We start from the raw sequence: 20,575 nt of genomic DNA, 5'->3' as shown, positions 1-20,575 counted from the left end.
ACAGTCCACATCAACCGAGCCCCTGAAACGTCAGCGACAAATACTGTCTGCCAATCTCCTGGCCTGCTGAGTCGCGGCCTCACGCGCTATGCGATCAACGTCTTCGCCCAGGATGGTTTTCTCCACAATGACCGAATGCACATCCGTCACGCCGACAAATTTCAGCCAGGCTTCAACGTAGGGCTTCTGAAAGTCGAAGCGTGTTGCCGGCGTGCTCGACTGCGCCGAAAAATCCAGGCCACGGGCGTACATCACCACAGCGGTTTTGTTGAGCAGCATGCCTTCCAGGCCGCGCTCCGCGTCAAAACTGAACAGAATGTCTTTCTGCGACACCAGGTCAATGAAGTGCTTGAGTTTGTACGGGATACTGAAATTCCACAGCGGTACGGACATCACCAGCACATCCGAGCGGTGCAGGTGACTTGCCAGATCTTTCAGCGTGTTCCAGGCGTCTTGTTATGCGGGGGTCAAGGGCGTGCCATTGAGTCCGGCGTATTTGGCCTCCATTGCCAGATCATCGAATTCCGGTAAAGCCTTGTTCCAAAGGTCGAGCGTGATGATTTCGGTGTCTGGGGCGTGTTCCTGGTAACGCGCAATGAAGCTGCGGGCGACTTCAAGGGAGGCCGAACGTTGCTTGCGTGGGGAACATTCAATATGCAGAAGAGTAGTCATGGCGCGCCTCGAGTGGTGGGGGAGATAGGGCTGGTGGGCGCATTGCAACATAGTTAAATTTGAAATATAAATCGTAAATTAATACGCAATTGATTACGTATAAAACTATGTTCGATACGCTGCTGCTCAAGACATTTGTCACTGTCGTCGATGAAGAAGGCTTTAGCCGTGCTGCCCAGAAGCTGCACCTCACTCAGTCTGCGGTCAGTGGCCACGTGCGGCGATTGGAAGAACAGATTGGTAAACCGCTGTTGACGCGCACCACCCGCTCCCAGCAATTGACTCCCGATGGCGAGCGCCTGGTCTCTTATGCGCGCACGATCCTTGTGCTGAACCGTGATGCCTGGGCAGAACTGACGCGCACGCCGTTTCACGGACGGCTGCGGATCGGGGTGTCCGAGGATTTTGTCGAGTCGCGGTTATTGCGCACTTTTCAGGATTTCGCGGCGCAGTACCCGGGCATGGAGATCGACGTGCAGGTGGGCATTCCTGGCACGTTGCTGAACCTGATGAAACAAGGCCATCTGGAGCTGGTCATCGGTTCTCTATGCGAAACCAGCGAAGCGGGGCTGCTGTTGTGGCAAGAGCCGCTGGTGTGGGCCTGGTCGGCGCAACCCGTCACCCGGTTACCGACGCCATTGCCGCTGGCCCTGTTCCCCGAGCCGTGCCCTTATCGAGAGATAGCGCTGACGCGGTTGGCTCAGGCGGGGATCGCCCAACGCACGGCGATGTTATGCAGCAGCGCTGCCGGGTTGCGGGCGGCGGCGCTTGCAGGCTTCGCGGTTGCGCCCATGACACTCAGTCAGTTGGGGCAAGGACTGGCGGTTCTCGGGGGCGAACAAGGGTTACCGGATTTGCCGGATGTGCAATTTCGGTTGTTTACCTCTCCTGACGCGGATCAGGCGATTGCGGCAGCGATCACTCAGCTCATTGTGGAGTATTGCTCCACGCGGAGGGCTTGACGGTCATTCACGGAGGGCTGCTCAAATGTGTAAATTCCGGTGGTGCTTAAGCTACACAGATCAGCTCTCGGAAGAAGTGATTGAGTCGTGACTGCATGCCCGACTCGCTGAGTAATTGGTCCTGTACGCGGCACTGGGTATGCCGATGCAGTGCACGGTACGCATGCCGCCATGCACCAGCATGTTGGCAAGGTCAGTGGCCGGTGAAATCTTCAGCGATGCAGCCCAACAGGGAGCGGGCAGGGGCATTCAACATGTTGAGTTCCTCAATCTGGTTTATCTCGGCAGATACTCATTCATGAACTGCTTGATCACATCGGTGAAATCCTCATCCGCCGTGAACCCCAGATCCCGGGAGTAGGTGGCGCAAAAGGCTCCTGGCCACGAACCGACGATGCGCTCGATCGCGGGATTGCGCTCCATGCGAATCCGTCCGGCAACTTCTGCGCCCGCAGTCTGACGCAGTGCATCGATCATCCGTTCGACGGTAATCGACAGGCCCGGCATGTTGATCACACGACCCTGGTTCAATTGCTCGCTTGATAACTCATGACCATGGATCAGGTTTCGAATCGCGAGCGCAGGCGACATCAGCCAGAGCCGGGTATCGAGGGGCACCGGACAAACGCTGTGCTGGCCGTTGAGCGGTTCGCGGATGATGCCACTGGCAAAGCTGGAAGCGGCCAGGTTTGGTTTGCCCGGGCGCACCACAATGGTCGGCATGCGCAGGCTGCGGCCGTCGACGAATGCGCGCCGGCTGTAGTCGGCGAGTAGCAGGTCGTTCATGGCTTTTTGCGTGCCATAGGAACTCTGCGGCGCCCAGACGTGATCATCCCGGACGCGTTCCGGCAATTGCCCGCCGAACACCGCGACGGAGCTGGTCATCACCCATTTCGGGCAAGTGCCGAGCAGGCGAATTCGTTCGAGCAGATTCTGGGTCGCAGTGAAGTTGATGCGCATGCCCAGTTCGAAGTCGCCTTCCGCCTGGCTGGAAACCACCGCAGCCAAATGGAAGATACTGTCAGTGGTTGCATCGATCAGGCTGTCCAGCACTTCAGGGTCAGCGATATCGCCACACACCACCTTTACCCGAGGATCATCGATCCCCTCGAGCGCGACCCTGTCGAAGGCGACGATTTGCCTGATGGGTTGGGACTGGCCGACGCGGTCGGTGAGAGAGCCACGCAGCAGCAGGGCTTCGATCAGGCGGCGGCCGAGGAAGCCGGCTGCGCCGGTCACGAGAATTTTCATGAGTTACTCCAAGCGTCAGTGATTGACGAGTTTTCCGGGAATTCTGAAGACCAGCAGGGCGCCTAGGAACAGCGCGCTTGCCATCACATACATGCCGATCGTGGTGCTGTGGGTCGTGTCTTTAAGGAAGCCCATCACGTATGGAGAGACGAAGCCCGCCAGGTTGCCCCAGGAGTTGATCAGGGCAATGCCGGCTGCCGCTGCCGTGCCTCCGAGGAAGGCAGTAGGCAGGCTCCAGAACAGTGGCAGGGTGCTCATAGCCCCCATGGAGCCAAGGGTCAGGCCGATCATGGAAACAGTGAAGTTGTCGCTCCAGGTGGCGGAGATGAACAGGCCGATACCGCCCAGCACTGCGGTCAGCGCCAGGTGCCAGCGACGCTCGCGCAGCCGATCCGCGCTGCGCGAAACCAGGATCATGGTCAGTGCCGCTGCGGCATAAGGGATGGCGGTGAGCATTCCGACCTGCAATACATCGCTGACTCCGGCCTGGCGGATAAGTGTCGGCAACCAGAAACCCACGGTGTAGAAACCGGCGATCATGCAGAAATAGATGGCCGTCAGCAGCCAGATGCGCGGCTGAAGGAACACCTCTTTCAGGCTGTGCTTTTGATGGCCAGCGGTTTCGGCGTCGATGCGGGTCTGCAGCAGAGTTTTCTCTTCACTGGTGAGCCAACCGGCCTTGGAGATCCGGTCGCTGAGGCAGAAAATCACCAGAATTCCGACGGCGATCGAGGGCAGCCCTTCGAGAAAAAACAGCCATTGCCAACCGGCAAACCCATGGTCACCGTTAAAGGCGCTCATGATCCAGCCGGATAAGGGTGCGCCAATCAGTCCGGACAGCGGCACTGCCGTGGCGAACAGGGCATACATCTTGCCGCGGCGATGGGTCGGGAACCAGTAAGACAGATAGAGGATGACACCCGGGTAGAACCCGGCCTCGGCGAGCCCCAGCAGGAAGCGCATGATGTAGAAGGACATTGGCGTACTAACCAGTGCCATGGCGGAGGAGATGATTCCCCAACTGATCATGATGCGCGCGATCCACAACCTCGCTCCGACGCGATGCAGGATCAGGTTGCTGGGAATTTCCACCAGGAAGTAGGCAATGAAGAAAATCCCTGCGCCGAGACCATAGATGGCTTCGGAAAATTGCAGATCGTCGGACATCTGCAATTTGGCGAAACCAACGTTCACCCGATCCAGATAGGCGACGAGGTAGCACAGCAACAACAGCGGCAGGATATGCCACGCGACTTTGCGATACGCCAAGTCCTCGAAGCGATCAGCGGGCACGATGGCACCGGTTTGAATCACTGATTCAGTCATGTGTTTCCCCCATCCTTATTTTTGTAGTGGGTAACTTTGTTTTTATCGGATTAACATGAAGTGCCGTTTTTTATCATAATACGTCATACGAATTCAAGGGTCGGAAGTCAAGGAGGACGACGGGCCTAAAATGCAGTACCGTTTACCGATTTGAGCCTAGAGATGCCTATGTCCACTCCTGATAAATCTTCCTGTTCCGCCGATGCGCTGGCTGTTCTGAAGGATTCCGCCAAGGGCACGCTGTCCGATCAGGTAACTGCGGCCCTCAAGGCCTATATCACCAATGGCGAAGTGCTGCCGGGAGCTCGCCTGCCCACGGAACCCGTGCTCGCGGAGCGTTTCGGGGTTAGCAGGACGGTAATCCGCGAGGCGATCTCGCGCCTGAAGTCAGCCGGTCTGGTCGAGGTCCGCCAAGGCAGCGGTACCGTCGTCAGCGAAGGCGCGCACATCAAGGCGTTCACTATCGATCTGGATGTCTGCGGGTCGATTGAGGCGGTATTACGGGTCACCGAGTTACGCCGTGGTATCGAAGGGGAAGCGGCTGCACTGGCAGCGCAGCGGCATTCGCCTGTGCAGCTGGATGCCATCCACCAGGCGTTGAAGGCCATCGATGCAGCCGAGCAGGCGGGTCGCGATGGCGTCGAGGAAGACCTTGCGTTCCATCACTCCATTTCCAAAGCTACGGGCAATCCGCTGTACCCGTCACTGCACGAATTCATCGCTCAATTCATCAAAGAGGCGATCCGCATCACGCGCTCCAACGAGGAACGCCGCCGGGATCTGGCCAAGACGGTGCGGGTCGAGCACTTCGCTGTGTACGCGGCCATCGCCGCACGTGACCCTGAAGGCGCGCGCCATGCGGCGCTCAACCACATCAATAACGCTGTTGAGCGTCTCAAGAGTGCCGATCCCTCGTTCTGGCAGAATCCGGGGGCGAGAGCGTCATAGTATCGTGCGCGTTTACTGGTGCTCGTTAGGCATGCAAACGAATACATCGTCTGTCTAGGACTTTAGCGGATGGTGATATTAGGCACTGCGATCGTATTCCACATGGACCGGTTTGGTTAGCGCCTTAAAGAGGCGCGCAAGGCACTTTTCCAGCGCTCGTGATACAGCGTGGCCGCTTGCTAGCTATCATGCAAACTGACTCGAACACAAAACAGAGGGAATATCTGCGTCCTACTCTAAGCGGGAGTGGGCGAGGGAAATTTGATGGTGGCCTTTCGTCAAGGGCCGCTTCTGGCCGATTCTGTTGAAAAAGTCGGCTTCAGTTTCCGCGACAGAAAAGTACGCGTCTGAGATTGAAATCCGAGTTTTGCGCAGAAGGTTCAGGACTCAGATTTTACGTAGCAGCGCGCTGAAAACGCATTTTCACCGCTTAATACATGGGTAGCCAGGCCGGGTCGACTTTTTCAACAGAATCGGCCGATAGCTGCCTGCTAACGCGTTACACCGCTGTGCGTTTTCGGACTACTTAAAGGCGTTCGAAAAAGTCTCGTGTCATACCCTCCGCTCACAGGGCCTAACAAAACTAGACATGAGGACGAATGCGAGCGGGTGGCCAGAACGAATCCAATATGTCTTCCCTTTATTTTCTACAGGTTTCACTTCGGTGCCATCAGTTCGCCGAGCCGCGACAGAAACAGCTTGAGAATTGGTGAGGTGTTCGACTTGCTGTAGCCCACCGCTAAATCGATCATCGGTGCCTCGCCTTCTAGCGGACGGCTGACGACAGACCACGGCAGCAAATTCTTGGCATAGGCGGGCATCAACGCCAGGCCGCGGGTGGAGGCGACCAAGGACATGGCCATCGCCAAATTGTCCACCCCGTGATCCAATTTGATGTCGAGCCCCGAGCGACGGAGATAGTCTTCGGTGACTGCACGCAGCACCGTGGCCTTGTTCGAGCCGCCGATGAAAATCTCGCCCACTAAATCTTGCGGGCGCACTGCTTCGCGCGCGGTCAGGCGATGGTCGCTCGGCATCAGGACGATGAGTGGCTCCCGGTCCACCACGTGGTACTCGAGATCGTAATCCGGCTCTACGCGCAGGAAGGCAAGGTCCAGCCGGCCGCGGACGAGCGCTTCGGCGAGATCCGGTGAATAGTCGCTGGAGACCATGACCTGGATGTTCTTCAATTCGTCACGCAGTACGTGCATCGCTCGTGGCAACCAGTTCATCTCGTGCCCGGTTTGGAAGCCGATGGAGAATGTCTTCCTTATCGGCTGCGCCGCCCTGCGTGCCGTTTCGACCGCAGCATCGACCTGCATCAGCGCCAGGCGGGCGTGGTCGAGAAAGGCTTTGCCCGCAGCGGTCAGCTCGACGCCATGAACGCTGCGCGACAGCAACTCGACTCCGACATGATTTTCCAGATCCCGGATCTGCCGGCTTAACGAAGGCTGCGAGGTGTGCAGTCGTTTCTCGGCTGCTTCCGTCAGGCTACCCGTCTCGGCGACGGCAATGAAATATCGAAGATGTCGCAGTTCCATGGTGCTCTCATGCCTGTCAGGTATGCCCACAGCTTACAAAGTCTTTTTCAACTTCGCCATAAGCTCCTAGCTTGTTGCCTATGGCGGCGTCGGGGAAGTTCTCCCAGCGCCGAAACCATTTGGCTATCTATACGCCGCAAGTCATACCTTGCAGGAGCTTAAAAATGAACAAGCCCGTTATTCTGATCACCGGAGCCCTCACCGGTATCGGCCGCGCCACTGCTGTCGCCTTCGCCAGGAAAGGTGCGAAGGTGGTCGTTGCCGGTCGACGCGACGAAGCCGGCAAGGCACTCGTTGAGGAGTTGCGCTCTTTCGGTTCGGAGGCCGAATTCATCAACGCCGACGTCCGCAACGAAGATGACGTCCGCAATATGGTCGACAAGACTGTTGCGCGGTTTGGGCGTCTCGATGTCGCCGTGAACAACGCCGCCACTGAAGGTGCGGTCGGCCCGATCACGGACCAGACCGCGGAAAGCGTTGCCGCGACGTTCGATACGAACGTTCTCGGCGTGGTCCTGAGCATGAAGCACGAGGTGCGCGTCATGCAGGCCCAGGGGAGCGGCAGCATCATCAATATTTCCTCGACCTACGGGCACAAGGGCGCGGCCTATGCCTCGATCTATGTGGGCGCCAAGCACGCTGTCGAAGGCATCACCAAGTCGGTGGCGCTCGAACTCGCCGCGTCGGGCATTCGCGTGAATGCGGTCTCGCCGGGCCCCACGGACACCGGCATGCTCACCCGCTTCACCGGCACGGAGGAGAACAAAGCGGCCTTGGTGGCGCAGGTTCCGCTGGGCCGACTCGGCCTCTCGGAGGACCTTGCCAACGCGATCGTCTTCATCGCATCGGATGAAGCTTCATTCATCACCGGCCATGTCCTCAACGTCGACGGCGGTCATACCGCTAACTGATCCTGCCCGGGTGCGGAGATTTGCTCCGCACCCGGTTAAGGGGGGCATCACCAGAGGGAATCTCAATGACTCAGTACAATCATCAGAGCGCGCCGACGCAGTTCGTGGACGCAGCGGGTATTCGGTTCGCATACCGACGCTTCGGCAAATCGGGTGGGGTTCCACTCGTCCTCAATATGCATTTCACCGGCACGATGGATCACTGGGATCCTGCAGTGACGGACGGATTGGCGCACGACCGTGAAGTCATTCTGTTCAATAACGCCGGTATCTCCAGCAGTTCGGGGGAGGTGCCGAACTCAATTGAGGAAATGGCGGCCAACGCCGCGGTCTTCATCAGGGCGCTCGGCCTCACACAGGTGGACGTACTTGGTTTTTCGCTCGGCGGCCTGGTCGCGCAGGAACTGGCGCTAGCCGAACCGGCGCTCGTACGGCGGCTGATTCTGGTGGGGACCGGACCGCGCAGCGGTGAAGGTATGGCCTCGCTGACACCCGAAGCGCAGGAGATCTTCGGTGCGACCTACGACGAGCCTGATCACTTGTGGCTCTGGGTGTTCTTCACCCCGTCCCAAGCCAGCCAAGCGGCGGGCCATGCTTATCTCAAACGCTTTCGACAACGCATAGTGGATCGCGATCCAGGCGTTAGCGACAAGGTCGGACCTGCGCAGATCGAGGCGTTGACCAAGTGGGGCGCACCACGCGAGAACCCTTTCGATTACTTGAAGGCAATTAAGCAGCCAACGCTGGTCGTCAATGGTGACAACGACGTGATCATCTATTCGGTGAACTCTTTGATCCTGCAGCGGCATCTGCCGAACGCGCAACTGATCCTCTACCCGGATGCCAGTCACGGCTCGCAGTATCAATACCCCGAGCGCTTTGTCGGCCACGCGTCCCTGTTCCTTTCTGAATAGACCAGGCACGCCTGAATCTTGCAGCGGGATTCTGGATCAAGACCAAGGGATGCTTATCATGACCAACCTCTACGGCAAGACTGCACTCGTCACCGGTGCCTCCCGCGGCATTGGCCGTGCCAGCGCACTAGCGCTGGCAAGAGCCGGCGCTCAAGTGCTCGTCCACTACGGTAGCGGAGAGAAGGAGGCGACAGCAGTGGTCGCCGAAATTCGCAAAGCGGGCGGGAAGGCCGAGAAGATCTCCGCCAACATGGGCGCAGCAGACGGGCCGCATTTGCTGGCCGAGCGCGTGCGCGCCATCGTCGGTGGTCGATTGGACATCCTCGTCGCCAATGCCGGAATCTCGAAGGCCGACACGATCGAGAAAACCACCGTCAAGGACTTTGACGATCTCTTTGCGGTGAACGTGCGCGCCCCGTATTTCCTGGTGCAGCAGTTGCTACCCGCTCTGTGCAAGGGCAGCAGCGTCGTTCTCCTGTCATCGCGTGCAGCAGCGCACACCGGCGTTGGGACGCTGTCCGCCTATGCAGCCACCAAGGGCGCCATCGATACCCTGGTCAAGTACTTCGCATCGGAACTCGGCGGGCGGGGCATCCGCGTCAATGCCGTAGCACCGGGCGTGGTTCTAACCGAGATGTCCAGTTTCGCCAAAACCGATGCGGGGCGGGACTTCACGCTGAGCATCCAGGCGCTTAAGCGCATGGCTCAGCCCGATGACATCGCAGCGGCCGTTGTCTTCCTCGCTTCCGATGACGCCCGTTGGATCACCGGCGACACCCTGCACGTCGATGGCGGCACAAAGCTCTGAACGATGGTTCTTCGAGCTACGCGTACTTAACCAGGATAAAGCAAATGTCTACTCAATCTGTTGTTCTCATCACAGGCGCACTGACCGGCATAGGTCGAGCGACCGCGATCGCCTTCGCTAATGAAGGTGCCAAAGTTGTCGTTTCCGGACGACGTGAAGAAGAAGGTCAGAAACTGGCGGCCGAACTCCGTGCACTCGGCACCGAAGCGGAATTTCTGATGTCCGACGTGCGTCATGAAGATGAGGTCCGCAGTCTGATCGATGCAACGGTCGAACGCTTCGGCCGGTTGGATATTGCGGTTAACGCCGCCGGCACAGAGGGGCAGTCCATTGCCGTAACGGAGGTGACGCCCGAGAACTATGCGGCAACGTTTGATACCAATGTGCTCGGCACGTTCCTCAGCGTGAAACACGAGATGAGGGTGATGTTGGCGCAGGGTAACGGCAGCATCATCAACATTTCGTCAACGATGGGCGAACGTGGTGGGGCGAATTTATCCCTCTATACCGCCAGCAAGCATGCCGTGGAAGGTCTGACCAAGTCGGCCGCCCTTGAGGGGGCGGCCTCCGGTGTGCGGGTCAATGCAATTGCCCCTGGACCGGTTCAGACAGCGATGCTCGACCGGCTAACCGGTACGGCCGAGCGCAAAGCCGCTTTCCTGATGAGTGTTCCACTCAAGCGTGCCGGAGCCCCGGAAGAGATTGCCGACGCCATTGTGTTTGTCGCATCCGGTAAGGCGACCTTCATTACAGGCCAAATCATTCGAGTCAACGGCGGCAAAACCGCTTCGTGACCCGTGCCCGTCATCAGGTTGGCGGTGGCTCGAAGATTTGAGTCCTTCTGCCGGCACAAAGGAGTATCTGCCATGCCCGTCGTCTATCCGCACTGTCCACCACCACGGATCGCTGCTCTGGCTTCTCGGCCCAACGAGCTGAGCCCGCGCGCTAGTTTCTGGGTGTCGGCGGGGGTAGTCGCACACACTTTGTGGACCAGCGCAGCACCAGCCATGAGCTACCGATTGTATGCGGAGCACTGGCAACTATCCCACACGGTGACGACGGGCATATTCGCTATCTATCCGCTCTTCGTGGTCGCAGTCCTGATTGTGTTTGGTGATCTCTCTGATTACATCGGCCGTAGAACGACAATGCTTTTCGGTTTGATCGCTTCGCTGCTCGGCGTACTGCTATTTGCCATCGCTCCAGGTGTCTTGTGGTTGTTCGTTGGCAGAGCATTGATGGGCATTGGTGTTGGGCTTGGCGTGGGGGCGTCGACCGCCGCGATGGTTGAGTTCGGTACCGATGCTCAGGTCAGACGGGCTGCATCCGTCACTGCGGTCGCACAGGCCTTCGGTTTCACAGCGGCACTGCTCGTTGGAGGTGCGCTTACACAGTACGCTCCATGGCCGATGCATCTCTCGTTCTGGGTACTATTTGTGCTCCTCGTGGTGCTGTTCGTTGCGGTGTGGCATCTGCCGCGCCATGTGGGTACGCGAGCTACCAGCAAGTGGCGGCCAAGGGCGCCGTCCGTTCCCTCTGTTTTACGACCTGCGTTCACCATCGCAGCATTAGCGGTGACCATCGCCTACACACATGGCGTGCTGATTCTATCGCTCGGTGGGCAGGTCGCCCGCGACGTAATCGGATCCCCTAATGCCTTGGTCAATGGCGCAGTACTGGCCTTATTTGCGGTCACCTCTGCGCTGTCCGGGGCAGTGGCGCGACGGCTGAGGCCAAGGCTTTCCATGATTTTGGGTTCGATCGCCTCCGCTGTCGGAATGGCCTTGCTTGCGCTATCCGTCGTTTGGCACGGACTTTGGCTATACCTTGCGGCAAACGCGATGACCGGCGTCGGATACGGTCTGCTCTTTTTGGGTGGACTTGCCTTACTCAATTGCGCGACGCCCGCACAACACCGCGGTGGTGTGTTCTCGGCGCTCTACCTATTCGCTTATCTCTCGCTTGGTGTTGTCGCCCTTGGGCTGGGCGTCGTGGCGACACACGCGGGGCTGGGTCTCGCAGTTGACCTTGGCGCGGGCGTTGTCGCCTTGCTAAGCCTCGCTGCAATTGCGCTTTTGGTGGCGCAGCGAAAGATGAGTTTTCTTAGCAAGACCGCTTCCCCCTAGACCTGTGTTGATGACATCGCCGTCGGGGCATTAGCCAAAGCCCGACACATTGCTTTACCTCTGAGTTCTCGCAAAGGAAATCAAGCCATGACCGCCAATACACTCAAACTCTATCAGTCCGCGGGCTCTCCCAATTCGCGGCGCGTGCGCATTTTTCTCGCCGAGAAGGGCTTGTCGATTCCGCTCGTCCCGGTCGATCTGGGCCAGGGTGAACAGCATTCCGAGGCCTACCGTGCGATCAACCCGCGCCGAGTCGTTCCAACCCTGGTGCTGGAAGACGGCACCGCCATCGGTGAGGTGCCTGCCATCATCCGATACCTTGAAGAGACCTATCCGCAAACGCCATTGCTCGGCGAGACCGCAAAGGAAAGGGCCTTAGTCACGATGTGGGAGCGGCGCGCCGAGCTGGAAGGTTTCGCGGCCGTCATGGAGGCCATCCGCAATGTCGCACCAGGCCTCAAGGGACGCGCGATTGCGGGTCCCTATGACTACGAGCAGATTCCGGAACTGGCCGAGCGCAGCAAGCTGCGGGTGAAGAACTTCTTCGCCGACCTTGATACCCGCTTGGGTGAGGTTCCGTTCGTGGCGGGTGATCGCTACTCCGTCGCCGACATCACGGCTCTGGTAGCCGTGGATTTTGCGGCCAAAGCGATCAACTTCCCCATACCGGAGGAACACGCCGACCTGAAGCGCTGGTACGACCAGGTTTCAAAGCGCGCTAGCACGTCGGCCTAACAACAAACGTGAATTTGCACATCGGCTTTTCAAGTGTCTTTTTGGGCGGTGCAGCGCTCCGCCTGAAGTAGCAGCAACGTGAGGAGGATCGATATGACCATCAAGACCACCCCGGAGCAGAACAAGGCACTCGTGCTGGAAGCTTTTGACACACTGTTCAACAAGCGAGATTACAGGGCGGCCACGCGCTTTTGGTCGGGCGCCTACATCCAACACAGCGCGCATATCGAACCCGGACGCGAAGGGTTGTTTGCCTTGATCCGTAGCGCGCCCGATACCTTGCGCTACGAGCATCAGCTTATCGTCGCAGAAGGCGACTACGTCATCGTCCACGGGCGCTTCTCAGGCAACGGTCGACCCGTTGCATGGATCGCTGCCGATGTGCTAAGGATCGAAGACGGTCGGCTCGCCGAACACTGGGACGTCTTGCAGGACGAAGCAAGTAATGCTGAATCCAGAAGCGGGCGGCCGATGTTCGGCGACACCTTTCCCACGTGAATTATAAGGACTGATCATCATGAAAATCCCCGGCCCCGATCATCCCATCACCATTACCCCATTCCAGGGGCGCGTCACCGTTCGCTTCAATGATGTCGTCGTCGCGCAGACCGACAAAGCCGTGAAGCTCGAAGAGGCCAAATATCCAGCGGTTTTTTACATCCCGAGATCCGACATTCGGATTGAACATTACGCGCGCACCGAACATCAAACTCATTGCCCCTACAAGGGTGACGCCAATTATTTCAGCCTGAGCGCCGACGGAAAGGCCGCCGAAAACGCGGTTTGGACCTACGAAGACACATACCCGGCAGTGGCGGAAATCAAGGGGCACGTCGCCTTTTACGCTGACAAGGTGACCTTCGAAATCGAAGGAGCACAGGGCTGAACCAGACGTTTACGAACCAGGCGTTTACGAGCAGTCACGCATCATGGCTTTTCGGGTCGGGACGAGGTGCACAAGCACTTCACTTTGGCTCGGTCATGGAAAGAACGTACGAAGCCCTGCCTCCTCTGGAAATACCAGAGGATCGACAGACCAGCGCAACGACGATTCACCGGAGAGAAAACCTGATGACCAGCACCTTAAGCGAGCTACGCGACCTTCCCGCCAATAGCGCGCTTCTCAAGCGCTACCAAACTATTCGCAGCCGGACAGAGAGCCTGATTGCACCCCTCAGCCCTGAGGACATGGTCGTCCAGTCAATGCCTGACGCCAGCCCCGCCAAATGGCACATGGCGCACACCACCTGGTTTTTCGAGACGTTTGTGCTGGCCGAAAACGTCGTCGACTACCAGCCGTTCGATCCGGCGTTCGGTTACTTGTTCAACTCCTATTACGAGGCGATCGGCCCCCGTCATCCCCGGCCACAACGCGGGTTGATGACACGTCCGACCGTGGACGAGGTGCTGGACTACCGCAAGCATGTCGATGAACACATGCGTACCTTGCTGGAGTCGGCGTTGTCCGACGGCACCGCCGAATTGATCGAGCTGGGTCTGGCCCATGAGGAGCAGCATCAAGAGCTGTTGCTGATGGACATCCTGCACTTGTTCAGTACCTCCTCGCTCAAGCCAGCCTATGACCCGCGCTGGCCGATAGACCTCTCCGGGCGTCGCGGCCGGTTCAAGCCGCTCAAGGGTGGGCTGACCGAAATGGGTCACAAGGGCAAGGGTTTCGCCTTCGACAACGAAGGCCCAAGACACACTACTTACCTACAATCCTTCGAGATCAGCGACCGTCTGGTGACCAACGGTGAATGGCTGGCCTTCATGGCGGACGGCGGCTACAGCAAAGCCAGTCTATGGCTGTCAGACGGCTGGGCGGTCGTGCAGCAAAACGGCTGGAACGCCCCGCTCTATTGGCAGCACGACGACGAGGGCTGGCGGCAGATGACTTTGCGCGGTCTGGAAGCCATTGACCCGACGGCTCCGGTGATCAGTATCAGCTATTACGAAGCCGCTGCATTTGCCCAATGGGCCGATGCGCGCCTGCCGACCGAAGCCGAGTGGGAAGCCGCCGCTGAAGCCGGTCTGCTGGAACAAGTCGATAACGTGGCCTGGCAGTGGACACAAAGTGCGTACAACGCCTACCCGGGATTCCGCCCGGCGGACAGTGCGGTCGGCGAATACAACGGCAAGTTCATGATCAACGTGATGGTGTTGCGTGGCGGTGCCAGCATCACCCCCCCAGGCCATGCCCGCTCGACCTATCGCAACTTTTTCGGCCCGGACAAGCGCTGGATGTTCTCCGGTTTGCGTCTGGCCCGGGATGCTCGGCAGCCGGGTGCGGTGAACAACCACGACAGTGAATTTGGTCGTGATGTCATCGGCGGCTTGTCAGCCCCGGTGAAAAACCTGTCGCCCAAATACTTCTACGATGCCACGGGCTCCGAGCTGTTCGAGGCCATCTGCGAGACGGTCGAGTACTATCCGACGCGTGCCGAAACCGGTCTGCTGACCCGGGTTGCGCAACAGATTGCCGATGCGATTCCAGAGGGCGCGGCTCTGGTGGAGTTCGGCAGCGGCGCCAGCGAGAAAACCCGACTGCTGCTCGACGCCGCCCCACAGATTGCGCTGTACGTGCCCATCGACATCAGCGCCAATGCGCTGAACAAAGCCGCCGCGCGGCTGACAATGCAGTACAAACAATTGAGGGTCGTGCCACTGGTCGAGGATTTCAGCCGTGCGCTGCAATTGCCGGCCGAAGCGGCTGGGTACAGCTGCGTAGGGTTCTTCCCCGGTTCGACCATCGGCAATTTCACCCATGATCAAGCCGAGGAGTTCCTACGTTCGGCTCACGCGTTATTGGGTGATGAAGCTCACTTCATCGTTGGCGTGGATCTAGTCAAGGACGCCGACATCCTGGTCGCTGCCTACGACGACGCTGAAGGGGTGACCGCGCGGTTCAACAAGAACCTGCTGAAACGCATCAACCGTGAACTGGATGGTGACTTCAACATCGATGCCTTCGACCATCTGGCATTGTGGAACGACACCGATGAGCGCATGGAGATGCATCTGGTGAGCCGCGGCGAACAAGTGGTCAAGGTCGCCGGGCACACCTTCCACTTCAGCGACGGCGAACGTCTGCATACCGAGAACTCGCACAAATTCACCGTCGAGTCCTTTACCAAACTGGCAGCGCGTGCTGGCTGGTCGGTGAGCGGTTACTGGGTGAGCGAAACGCCGCAGGTTGCGTTGTTCAATTTGAAGGCGTGATTGTCGTGTGGTCAACACGATGGTGAAGACGGTGGGAGGTGGGGCGGCGGCTGCAATATGCAATCGATGTTCCGCGGCTTCGGCCAGGCAGCCGGTGTTGGCCCTATTTGAACAGCTTGGCGCATTGGTGCCGGTCAATGGAGATTGTTGTCATGACTACTGCACGAGAACTCTTCGAAGCCCTTCGCCTTGGTGCGATCGACCTTACTCATCGAGTTGTCCATTCCTCTACGACGCGATTACGCGCCGAGACGGATGAAAGCCCCAGTGCAATGATGATTGAGTACTATCGCCAGCGTGCTTCAAAAGGCGGCTTGCAGATTACCGAAAGCGCCCACCCCTCCCGTGACAGCCGTGGCTACCCTGGCGCCCCGGGCATTTACACCCAGGCACACGTTGATGCCTGGCGTAAAATCACTGCTGCGGTTCACGCCAAAGGCAGCCAGATTGTCATGCAAATCGCCCACGTCGGTCGTCAGTCCCATGTAGACCTGAGCGAAGGCAAAGCGCCCATTGCACCCTCGGTGGTGCCATTTGAAACCCAGGTGCTGACCCAAGACGGCTGGGTGCCAAACTCTCCTCATCGGGCGCTCGATCTTTGGGAGATTCCGGCGTTGGTGGAGTCCTTCCGTATGGCCGCCATGCGGGCAAAGGAAGCAGGGTTTGATGGTGTGGAGTTGCACAGCGGCAATGGCTATCTCGTTGACACCTTCCTTCAGGATGGAACCAACAAACGCACCGATGCTTATGGAGGGAGTCTGGAAAATCGCGCCCGGTTTTCTCTCGAAATACTGGAAGCGATGATCTCGGTGTGGGGCCCTGGCCGGGTTGGTATCCGCATCTCGCCAAGCGGGCAGTGGGGAAATATCTCGGACAGTAACCCTGAAGCGACTTTTGGCTATTTCGCCGCGCGGCTCAATGAGTATGAACTGGCTTACCTGCACATCATCGAGCCGCGCATCAAGGGCGCGGAGGTGTCCCAGCGACCGGTGGCAGCCGCCGCGCTGCGTAATATCTTCCGCGGACCGATCATTGAAAATGACTATCTCGCTTTTCCATTCGCAACCTGATGGTTGACATGCTGGGGCCAGAACTGTCACCGGCCACCTTCGTGGTACTGCATGACCGGCCTCTGGATACCAGGGGCTACGTCACCAACGCATGGCGCTACGCTTGACCGACCAGAAAATCCTCTTTCGTTTTTCCTGAAAGGCAACCCGGTGCTTAAGGGGTAACTATGTCTCGCATCATCGGTTTCACCCAATATGGCGGCCCGGAATTCCTCACCTATTCGGACATCGACGTGCCGACACCGGCCAGCGGTGAAGTACGTATCCAGGTTAAGGCCATTGGTCTTAATCGAGCTGAATCCATGTGGTGCAACGGCGCCTATGTTGAGCCTGCTCATCGAGTTTTTTCGCGATAAGCTCGAAAGAGCGTAACGCACCAACCCAATAATCAGGTTGAGCATAGAGTGCGCCATACGGTGCGCTACTCAATGTGAGGATTTGATCTTGGCCAATACAGCAAGTGATTCGCTCCACACACCACTGGTGGTCATAGCGTTTTGGAAGGAGGCAGGGCCACAGAGATGGTTCAAGAAAGACGAAGCGTTCGATAACCAGTTTCGGGAAGCATTCTCCACATTGCATTTCGGGCTGCCAGACGTGAGCTGGAGCATTGGATGGCAACCCCTGAAGGGGTGTTGGCATTACTGATTTTGCTCGCCCAGTACTCTCGGAATGCGTTTCGAGGTACAGCCCATGTGTTTACGACTGACCCGCTCGCCTGTTTCAATGCTCGTCAGATGGCACATACCGAGATGGACAAGCAGATCGAAAGTTCATTGCGAATGTTTTGCTATCTGCCCTTCGAGCACTCGGAGAATGCCGACGATCAGCGTCTGTCTTTGCGCCTCAATCGGGAACTCGAACAGAAAGGGTTTCGCGGGGTAGTTATTCGGCTGGTGATCAGGTGAATGACCGCTTCTGGCCGTTATCTGCCTGATGCAAAAGCCGGTTATCCCTGCAACGCAGCCGGCCCGATGCGCTCGGCTATCGGTCCAGCAGAGGTGCCAGCAGTGCACACATGCTGCGCCAGTGCGAACCCTCCCAGTAAACCCGTTGGCAGGCGTCGCAGCGCAGAAAGTGCGAATAGAGGGCGCCAACGCGTGGCGGCACCTGCGGCCGGGCCAGTTCCGGGCTGATCTCGTGCAGCGGCAGGTTGCAATGCAGGCACAGGCTGAATGGCCGCGCGCTACGCGCCAGGTCGAGGCGCTCGTACAATTCGCGCAGCTGCAGTGACGGTTTCAGGGCATGCACGTAACAGCCGTGGCTGATGATCCGCCGCTTGAGCAGTTCGCGGTCGCGGGTTAGCACGATGCGTCCTTGCTGCGCAGCGATCTCGGCGATCTCGCCATCCTCGAAGCGATTGTCGTAGAGGGTGTCGAAGCCGCTCATGCGCAGCAGGTTGGCCAGCCCGCCAAGGTGCGCATCAGCGACGAAGCGCAGCACCCGTAAAGGTTGCGCACGAACCTTGAGCAGCGGGCTGATGTCCAGCGCTTCGAACTTGGGATACACCGCCAGCCGGTCACCGTCGAAGATCACCCGCTCGAGGCCCACCGACTCGCCGTTGAGCAGCACCAGCTCGACCTCGGTGTGCGGTATCCCGAGCGCCTCGATCATGTGCTTGGCCGTCGCCCCTCGCGCGCACTCGCAGGTAAAGGACTGCCGCCGCCGTTCGGCCGGCAGGAAATCGTTGAGCTCCTCGTAGAAGCGGAAGGTTGCACGGGTCATGCTGAACAGTATGGCAGGGCTGCAGGATGGGCGAGTTCAGTCCGGAGATCTTCTCCGGCAGGTCCCATCCACCACCGTTCGTCCGCCAGGTTCGGTAACCCTTCTTGACAGAAAAAAGCATCAGGAGAATACTCGCCCCAATATTCATATATATGACTAGATAACAAGGTGAATAAAGTCGATGAATTCCCTGTCCAGTGATGTCCGCCTACCGCTTTATCAACGCCTGCGTGATCAGTTGGCCGAGCAGATTGCTAACAATCGCTGGCGTCCGGGGGAGGCCATTCCCACTGAAGCTGCGCTTTCAGCGGAGTACGATCTGTCCACTGGCACCGTGCGCAAAGCGGTCGACGCGCTGGTCAGTGAGGGCGTTCTGGAGCGTCAGCAAGGTCGAGGCACCTTCGTTCGTCGGCCGCAGTTTCAATCTTCGCTGTTCCGTTTTTTCCGCTTTCAAACCGCTGCCGGCGAGCGCCAGGTACCGGAGAGTCGCATCCTGTCTATTGAGCCGGTGGCCGCACCCTCAGCGGTGGCCCATGCATTAGGGCTGCCAATCGACTCTCCGGTTATTCGCATTGTCCGCGTTCGTCTTCTGGATGTTCAGCCGGTACTTGCCGAAGAAATCTGGCTGCCTCGCAGCCGGTTTCAGCCGCTACTAGAGATCGACCTGAATCGAAAAGGGCCATTGCTTTACCCGATTTACGAAGAAGTCTGCGGTCAGGTCGTCGCCTCTGCCGAAGAAACACTCACCGCCGAATCGGTAAATGAGGTGCATGCGCGGTTATTGAAAATACCGACCAACAGTCCCGTGGTGGTGATCGAGCGTCTGGCGCGTGACTACGCCGGTACGCCTCTGGAGTGGCGGCGCTCCCGTGGGCATGCCGAGCATTTCCGTTACAGCGTGGACATTCGCTAGCGCATTGCCTGAATAGCGGATCGCTCACCGGCGAATCGATCGCTGCCGGATTCATCGTTTTGTTTGCCATGACTGGCCTCGTAGCGGCGCGGTTCGCTCTCGGCTGCCTCACGTTCCACTTATAAGGATAAGAAATCATGTTCAGCTGGTATCGCCAAGTCACTCCTCGGGAGCGCAAAACGTTTTGGGCCTGCTTCGGCGGATGGTCGCTGGACGCACTGGAAGTACAAATGTTCGGCCTGGCAATTCCGGCATTAATTGCCGCCTTCGCCCTGACCAAGGGCGATGCCGGGCTGATTAGCGGCGTCACGCTAGTCACTTCGGCCATCGGCGGTTGGGTAGGGGGGACGTTGTCCGACCGCTACGGCCGGGTGCGTACGTTGCAGTGGATGATTTTGTGGTTCTCCTTCTTCACCTTTCTGTCCGCCTTCGTCACCGGGCTCCAGCAGTTGCTGATCGTCAAGGCGCTGCAAGGCTTCGGCATTGGCGGTGAGTGGGCTGCCGGCGCGGTATTGATGGCCGAAACCATCAACCCGAAATACCGCGGCAAAGTGATGGGCACCGTACAAAGTGCCTGGGCCGTAGGTTGGGGCGTGGCGGTCGGGGTGTTCGCGCTGATTTATTCCTTCGTACCGCAAGACATGGCCTGGCGGGTGATGTTTATCGTGGGCTTGTTGCCGTCGCTCCTGATCATTTGGGTACGGCGCAATGTCGAGGAGCCCGACAGCTTCCAGCGTCTGCAAAAAGAGAACGCCATCGCGCAAAGCTTCTTCAAATCCCTGGCCGGCATCTTCCGCCCTGAACTGCTGCGAGTGACGCTGTTCGGCGGGCTTTTGGGCCTGGGCGCACACGGCGGTTACCACGCGGTGATGACCTGGCTGCCGACATTCCTCAAGACCGAGCGCAACCTGTCGGTGCTGAACTCTGGCGGCTACCTTGCCGTGATCATCTTTGCCTTCTGGTGTGGCTGCGTCGTCAGCGGTTTCTTGATCGACCGTATTGGCCGCCGAAAAAATATCGTGCTGTTCGCCCTGTGCTGCGTCGTAACCGTGCAGTGCTACGTGTTCCTGCCCCTGACCAATACCCAAATGCTATTCCTCGGTTTTCCGCTCGGCTTCTTCGCGGCGGGTATTCCGGCCAGCCTCGGCGCACTGTTCAACGAGCTGTACCCGGCGGACGTGCGCGGCGCTGGCGTGGGGTTTTGCTACAACTTCGGCCGAGTGCTCTCGGCGGTATTCCCGTTTCTGGTCGGCCATATGAGTGATTCCATGTCACTGGGCTCGGCCATTGGCATCGACGCCGGGATCGCCTACGGCGTGGCGGTAGTTGCGGCCCTTTGTCTGCCGGAAACCCGTGGTCGCAGTCTCGACGCCACGAACACCTCAGTGCCTGTCAGCGTCAACGGCAACGAGCGCGCTCGAGCCTGATGATCATTACTTTCGATAGATGAAACC

Annotated in this window: 19 protein-coding genes and 3 pseudogenes; 16 read left to right on the top strand and 6 right to left on the bottom strand. The window is 58.6% G+C overall.

Annotation, left to right across the window (positions count from 1 at the left end):
- Positions 1-30: 30 nt before the first annotated feature.
- Positions 31-672, bottom strand: a pseudogene (locus tag AC07W5_RS18465) (FMN-dependent NADH-azoreductase).
- A gap of 107 nt (positions 673-779) precedes the next feature.
- Between AC07W5_RS18465 and AC07W5_RS18460 the strand changes: the two are divergent.
- Positions 780-1,634 (top strand): LysR family transcriptional regulator, encoded by an 855-nt coding sequence (locus AC07W5_RS18460; protein WP_495024046.1) that lies wholly within the window; start codon positions 780-782, stop codon positions 1,632-1,634.
- A 129-nt stretch (positions 1,635-1,763) separates the two neighbouring features.
- Here the strand turns inward: AC07W5_RS18460 and AC07W5_RS18455 are convergent.
- The 3 genes and pseudogenes from AC07W5_RS18455 to AC07W5_RS18445 all read right to left on the bottom strand — a co-directional run.
- Positions 1,764-1,890: pseudogene (locus AC07W5_RS18455) on the bottom strand (3-oxo-tetronate kinase); the annotation flags it as partial.
- Positions 1,891-1,910: 20 nt separating this feature from the next.
- Complete coding sequence (denD, locus tag AC07W5_RS18450) at positions 1,911-2,885, bottom strand: D-erythronate dehydrogenase (RefSeq protein WP_495024045.1); 975 nt, start codon at positions 2,883-2,885, stop codon at positions 1,911-1,913.
- Between the two features lie 15 nt (positions 2,886-2,900).
- Positions 2,901-4,211, bottom strand: a complete 1,311-nt coding sequence (locus AC07W5_RS18445; protein WP_495024044.1) for an MFS transporter — start codon at positions 4,209-4,211, stop codon at positions 2,901-2,903.
- Between the two features lie 162 nt (positions 4,212-4,373).
- Between AC07W5_RS18445 and AC07W5_RS18440 the strand changes: the two genes are divergently transcribed.
- The gene (locus AC07W5_RS18440) at positions 4,374-5,159 is read left to right on the top strand and encodes a FadR/GntR family transcriptional regulator (protein ID WP_495013447.1); all 786 of its coding nucleotides are present in this window, start codon (positions 4,374-4,376) and stop codon (positions 5,157-5,159) included.
- A 656-nt stretch (positions 5,160-5,815) separates the two neighbouring features.
- Here AC07W5_RS18440 and AC07W5_RS18435 read toward each other — a convergent pair.
- Entirely contained in the window at positions 5,816-6,700 is an 885-nt protein-coding gene (locus tag AC07W5_RS18435) for a LysR substrate-binding domain-containing protein (RefSeq protein WP_495024043.1), read from the bottom strand.
- Positions 6,701-6,864: 164 nt separating this feature from the next.
- Between AC07W5_RS18435 and AC07W5_RS18430 the strand changes: the two genes are divergently transcribed.
- The 12 genes and pseudogenes from AC07W5_RS18430 to AC07W5_RS18375 all read left to right on the top strand — a co-directional run.
- Positions 6,865-7,611, top strand: a complete 747-nt coding sequence (locus AC07W5_RS18430; protein ID WP_495024042.1) for an SDR family NAD(P)-dependent oxidoreductase — start codon at positions 6,865-6,867, stop codon at positions 7,609-7,611.
- Positions 7,612-7,676: 65 nt separating this feature from the next.
- Complete coding sequence (locus AC07W5_RS18425) at positions 7,677-8,525, top strand: alpha/beta fold hydrolase (protein WP_495024041.1); 849 nt, start codon at positions 7,677-7,679, stop codon at positions 8,523-8,525.
- Positions 8,526-8,583: 58 nt separating this feature from the next.
- Positions 8,584-9,333: an SDR family NAD(P)-dependent oxidoreductase gene (locus tag AC07W5_RS18420; RefSeq protein WP_401117527.1), complete on the top strand. Its 750-nt coding sequence runs from the start codon at positions 8,584-8,586 to the stop codon at positions 9,331-9,333.
- Positions 9,334-9,377: 44 nt separating this feature from the next.
- On the top strand, positions 9,378-10,127 hold the full coding sequence (locus AC07W5_RS18415) for an SDR family NAD(P)-dependent oxidoreductase (protein WP_495013451.1): 750 nt from the start codon (positions 9,378-9,380) through the stop codon (positions 10,125-10,127).
- Between the two features lie 72 nt (positions 10,128-10,199).
- Complete coding sequence (locus tag AC07W5_RS18410) at positions 10,200-11,459, top strand: MFS transporter (protein WP_495024040.1); 1,260 nt, start codon at positions 10,200-10,202, stop codon at positions 11,457-11,459.
- Positions 11,460-11,546: 87 nt separating this feature from the next.
- Entirely contained in the window at positions 11,547-12,194 is a 648-nt protein-coding gene (locus AC07W5_RS18405) for a glutathione S-transferase family protein (RefSeq protein WP_495024039.1), read from the top strand.
- 93 nt (positions 12,195-12,287) lie between these two features.
- Positions 12,288-12,692, top strand: a complete 405-nt coding sequence (locus tag AC07W5_RS18400; protein ID WP_495024038.1) for a nuclear transport factor 2 family protein — start codon at positions 12,288-12,290, stop codon at positions 12,690-12,692.
- A gap of 19 nt (positions 12,693-12,711) precedes the next feature.
- Positions 12,712-13,080, top strand: a complete 369-nt coding sequence (locus tag AC07W5_RS18395) for a DUF427 domain-containing protein (protein ID WP_495013455.1) — start codon at positions 12,712-12,714, stop codon at positions 13,078-13,080.
- 185 nt (positions 13,081-13,265) lie between these two features.
- A complete protein-coding gene (gene egtB / locus AC07W5_RS18390; RefSeq protein ID WP_495024037.1) occupies positions 13,266-15,413 on the top strand; it encodes an ergothioneine biosynthesis protein EgtB in 2,148 nt (715 codons plus the stop codon).
- Positions 15,414-15,565: 152 nt separating this feature from the next.
- Positions 15,566-16,483 carry an alkene reductase gene (locus AC07W5_RS18385; RefSeq protein ID WP_495024036.1) on the top strand — a complete coding sequence of 306 codons (918 nt, stop codon included), beginning with the start codon at positions 15,566-15,568 and terminating at the stop codon, positions 16,481-16,483.
- A gap of 167 nt (positions 16,484-16,650) precedes the next feature.
- Positions 16,651-16,839, top strand: coding sequence for a hypothetical protein (locus AC07W5_RS18380; protein WP_495013458.1), 189 nt, complete (start codon positions 16,651-16,653; stop codon positions 16,837-16,839).
- 88 nt (positions 16,840-16,927) lie between these two features.
- Positions 16,928-17,346, top strand: a pseudogene (locus AC07W5_RS18375) (DUF924 family protein); the annotation flags it as partial.
- A gap of 121 nt (positions 17,347-17,467) precedes the next feature.
- On the opposite strand, the gene AC07W5_RS18370 reads toward AC07W5_RS18375, so the two are convergent.
- A complete protein-coding gene (locus AC07W5_RS18370) occupies positions 17,468-18,208 on the bottom strand; it encodes a Mut7-C RNAse domain-containing protein (RefSeq protein WP_495024035.1) in 741 nt (246 codons plus the stop codon).
- A 181-nt stretch (positions 18,209-18,389) separates the two neighbouring features.
- Between AC07W5_RS18370 and AC07W5_RS18365 the strand changes: the two genes are divergently transcribed.
- The gene (locus AC07W5_RS18365) at positions 18,390-19,121 is read left to right on the top strand and encodes a GntR family transcriptional regulator (protein WP_495024034.1); all 732 of its coding nucleotides are present in this window, start codon (positions 18,390-18,392) and stop codon (positions 19,119-19,121) included.
- 137 nt (positions 19,122-19,258) lie between these two features.
- A complete protein-coding gene (locus AC07W5_RS18360; protein WP_495024033.1) occupies positions 19,259-20,548 on the top strand; it encodes an MFS transporter in 1,290 nt (429 codons plus the stop codon).
- Positions 20,549-20,575: the final 27 nt, after the last annotated feature.

The organism is Pseudomonas sp. GW821-FHT01E05 (assembly GCF_059422425.1).
This window is presented reverse-complemented; position numbering and strand designations above follow the sequence as displayed.

Excerpts from the sequence above, each read along its gene's own strand:
- AC07W5_RS18460 (WP_495024046.1), top strand. The coding sequence starts at position 780 with ATGTTCGATACGCTGCTGCTCAAGACATTTGTCACTGTCGTCGATGAA.
- denD (WP_495024045.1), bottom strand. The coding sequence starts at position 2,885 with ATGAAAATTCTCGTGACCGGCGCAGCCGGCTTCCTCGGCCGCCGCCTG.
- AC07W5_RS18445 (WP_495024044.1), bottom strand. The coding sequence starts at position 4,211 with ATGACTGAATCAGTGATTCAAACCGGTGCCATCGTGCCCGCTGATCGC.
- AC07W5_RS18440 (WP_495013447.1), top strand. The coding sequence starts at position 4,374 with ATGCCTATGTCCACTCCTGATAAATCTTCCTGTTCCGCCGATGCGCTG.
- AC07W5_RS18435 (WP_495024043.1), bottom strand. The coding sequence starts at position 6,700 with ATGGAACTGCGACATCTTCGATATTTCATTGCCGTCGCCGAGACGGGT.
- AC07W5_RS18430 (WP_495024042.1), top strand. The coding sequence starts at position 6,865 with ATGAACAAGCCCGTTATTCTGATCACCGGAGCCCTCACCGGTATCGGC.
- AC07W5_RS18425 (WP_495024041.1), top strand. The coding sequence starts at position 7,677 with ATGACTCAGTACAATCATCAGAGCGCGCCGACGCAGTTCGTGGACGCA.
- AC07W5_RS18420 (WP_401117527.1), top strand. The coding sequence starts at position 8,584 with ATGACCAACCTCTACGGCAAGACTGCACTCGTCACCGGTGCCTCCCGC.
- AC07W5_RS18415 (WP_495013451.1), top strand. The coding sequence starts at position 9,378 with ATGTCTACTCAATCTGTTGTTCTCATCACAGGCGCACTGACCGGCATA.
- AC07W5_RS18410 (WP_495024040.1), top strand. The coding sequence starts at position 10,200 with ATGCCCGTCGTCTATCCGCACTGTCCACCACCACGGATCGCTGCTCTG.
- AC07W5_RS18405 (WP_495024039.1), top strand. The coding sequence starts at position 11,547 with ATGACCGCCAATACACTCAAACTCTATCAGTCCGCGGGCTCTCCCAAT.
- AC07W5_RS18400 (WP_495024038.1), top strand. The coding sequence starts at position 12,288 with ATGACCATCAAGACCACCCCGGAGCAGAACAAGGCACTCGTGCTGGAA.
- AC07W5_RS18395 (WP_495013455.1), top strand. The coding sequence starts at position 12,712 with ATGAAAATCCCCGGCCCCGATCATCCCATCACCATTACCCCATTCCAG.
- egtB (WP_495024037.1), top strand. The coding sequence starts at position 13,266 with ATGACCAGCACCTTAAGCGAGCTACGCGACCTTCCCGCCAATAGCGCG.
- AC07W5_RS18385 (WP_495024036.1), top strand. The coding sequence starts at position 15,566 with ATGACTACTGCACGAGAACTCTTCGAAGCCCTTCGCCTTGGTGCGATC.
- AC07W5_RS18380 (WP_495013458.1), top strand. The coding sequence starts at position 16,651 with ATGTCTCGCATCATCGGTTTCACCCAATATGGCGGCCCGGAATTCCTC.
- AC07W5_RS18370 (WP_495024035.1), bottom strand. The coding sequence starts at position 18,208 with ATGACCCGTGCAACCTTCCGCTTCTACGAGGAGCTCAACGATTTCCTG.
- AC07W5_RS18365 (WP_495024034.1), top strand. The coding sequence starts at position 18,390 with ATGAATTCCCTGTCCAGTGATGTCCGCCTACCGCTTTATCAACGCCTG.
- AC07W5_RS18360 (WP_495024033.1), top strand. The coding sequence starts at position 19,259 with ATGTTCAGCTGGTATCGCCAAGTCACTCCTCGGGAGCGCAAAACGTTT.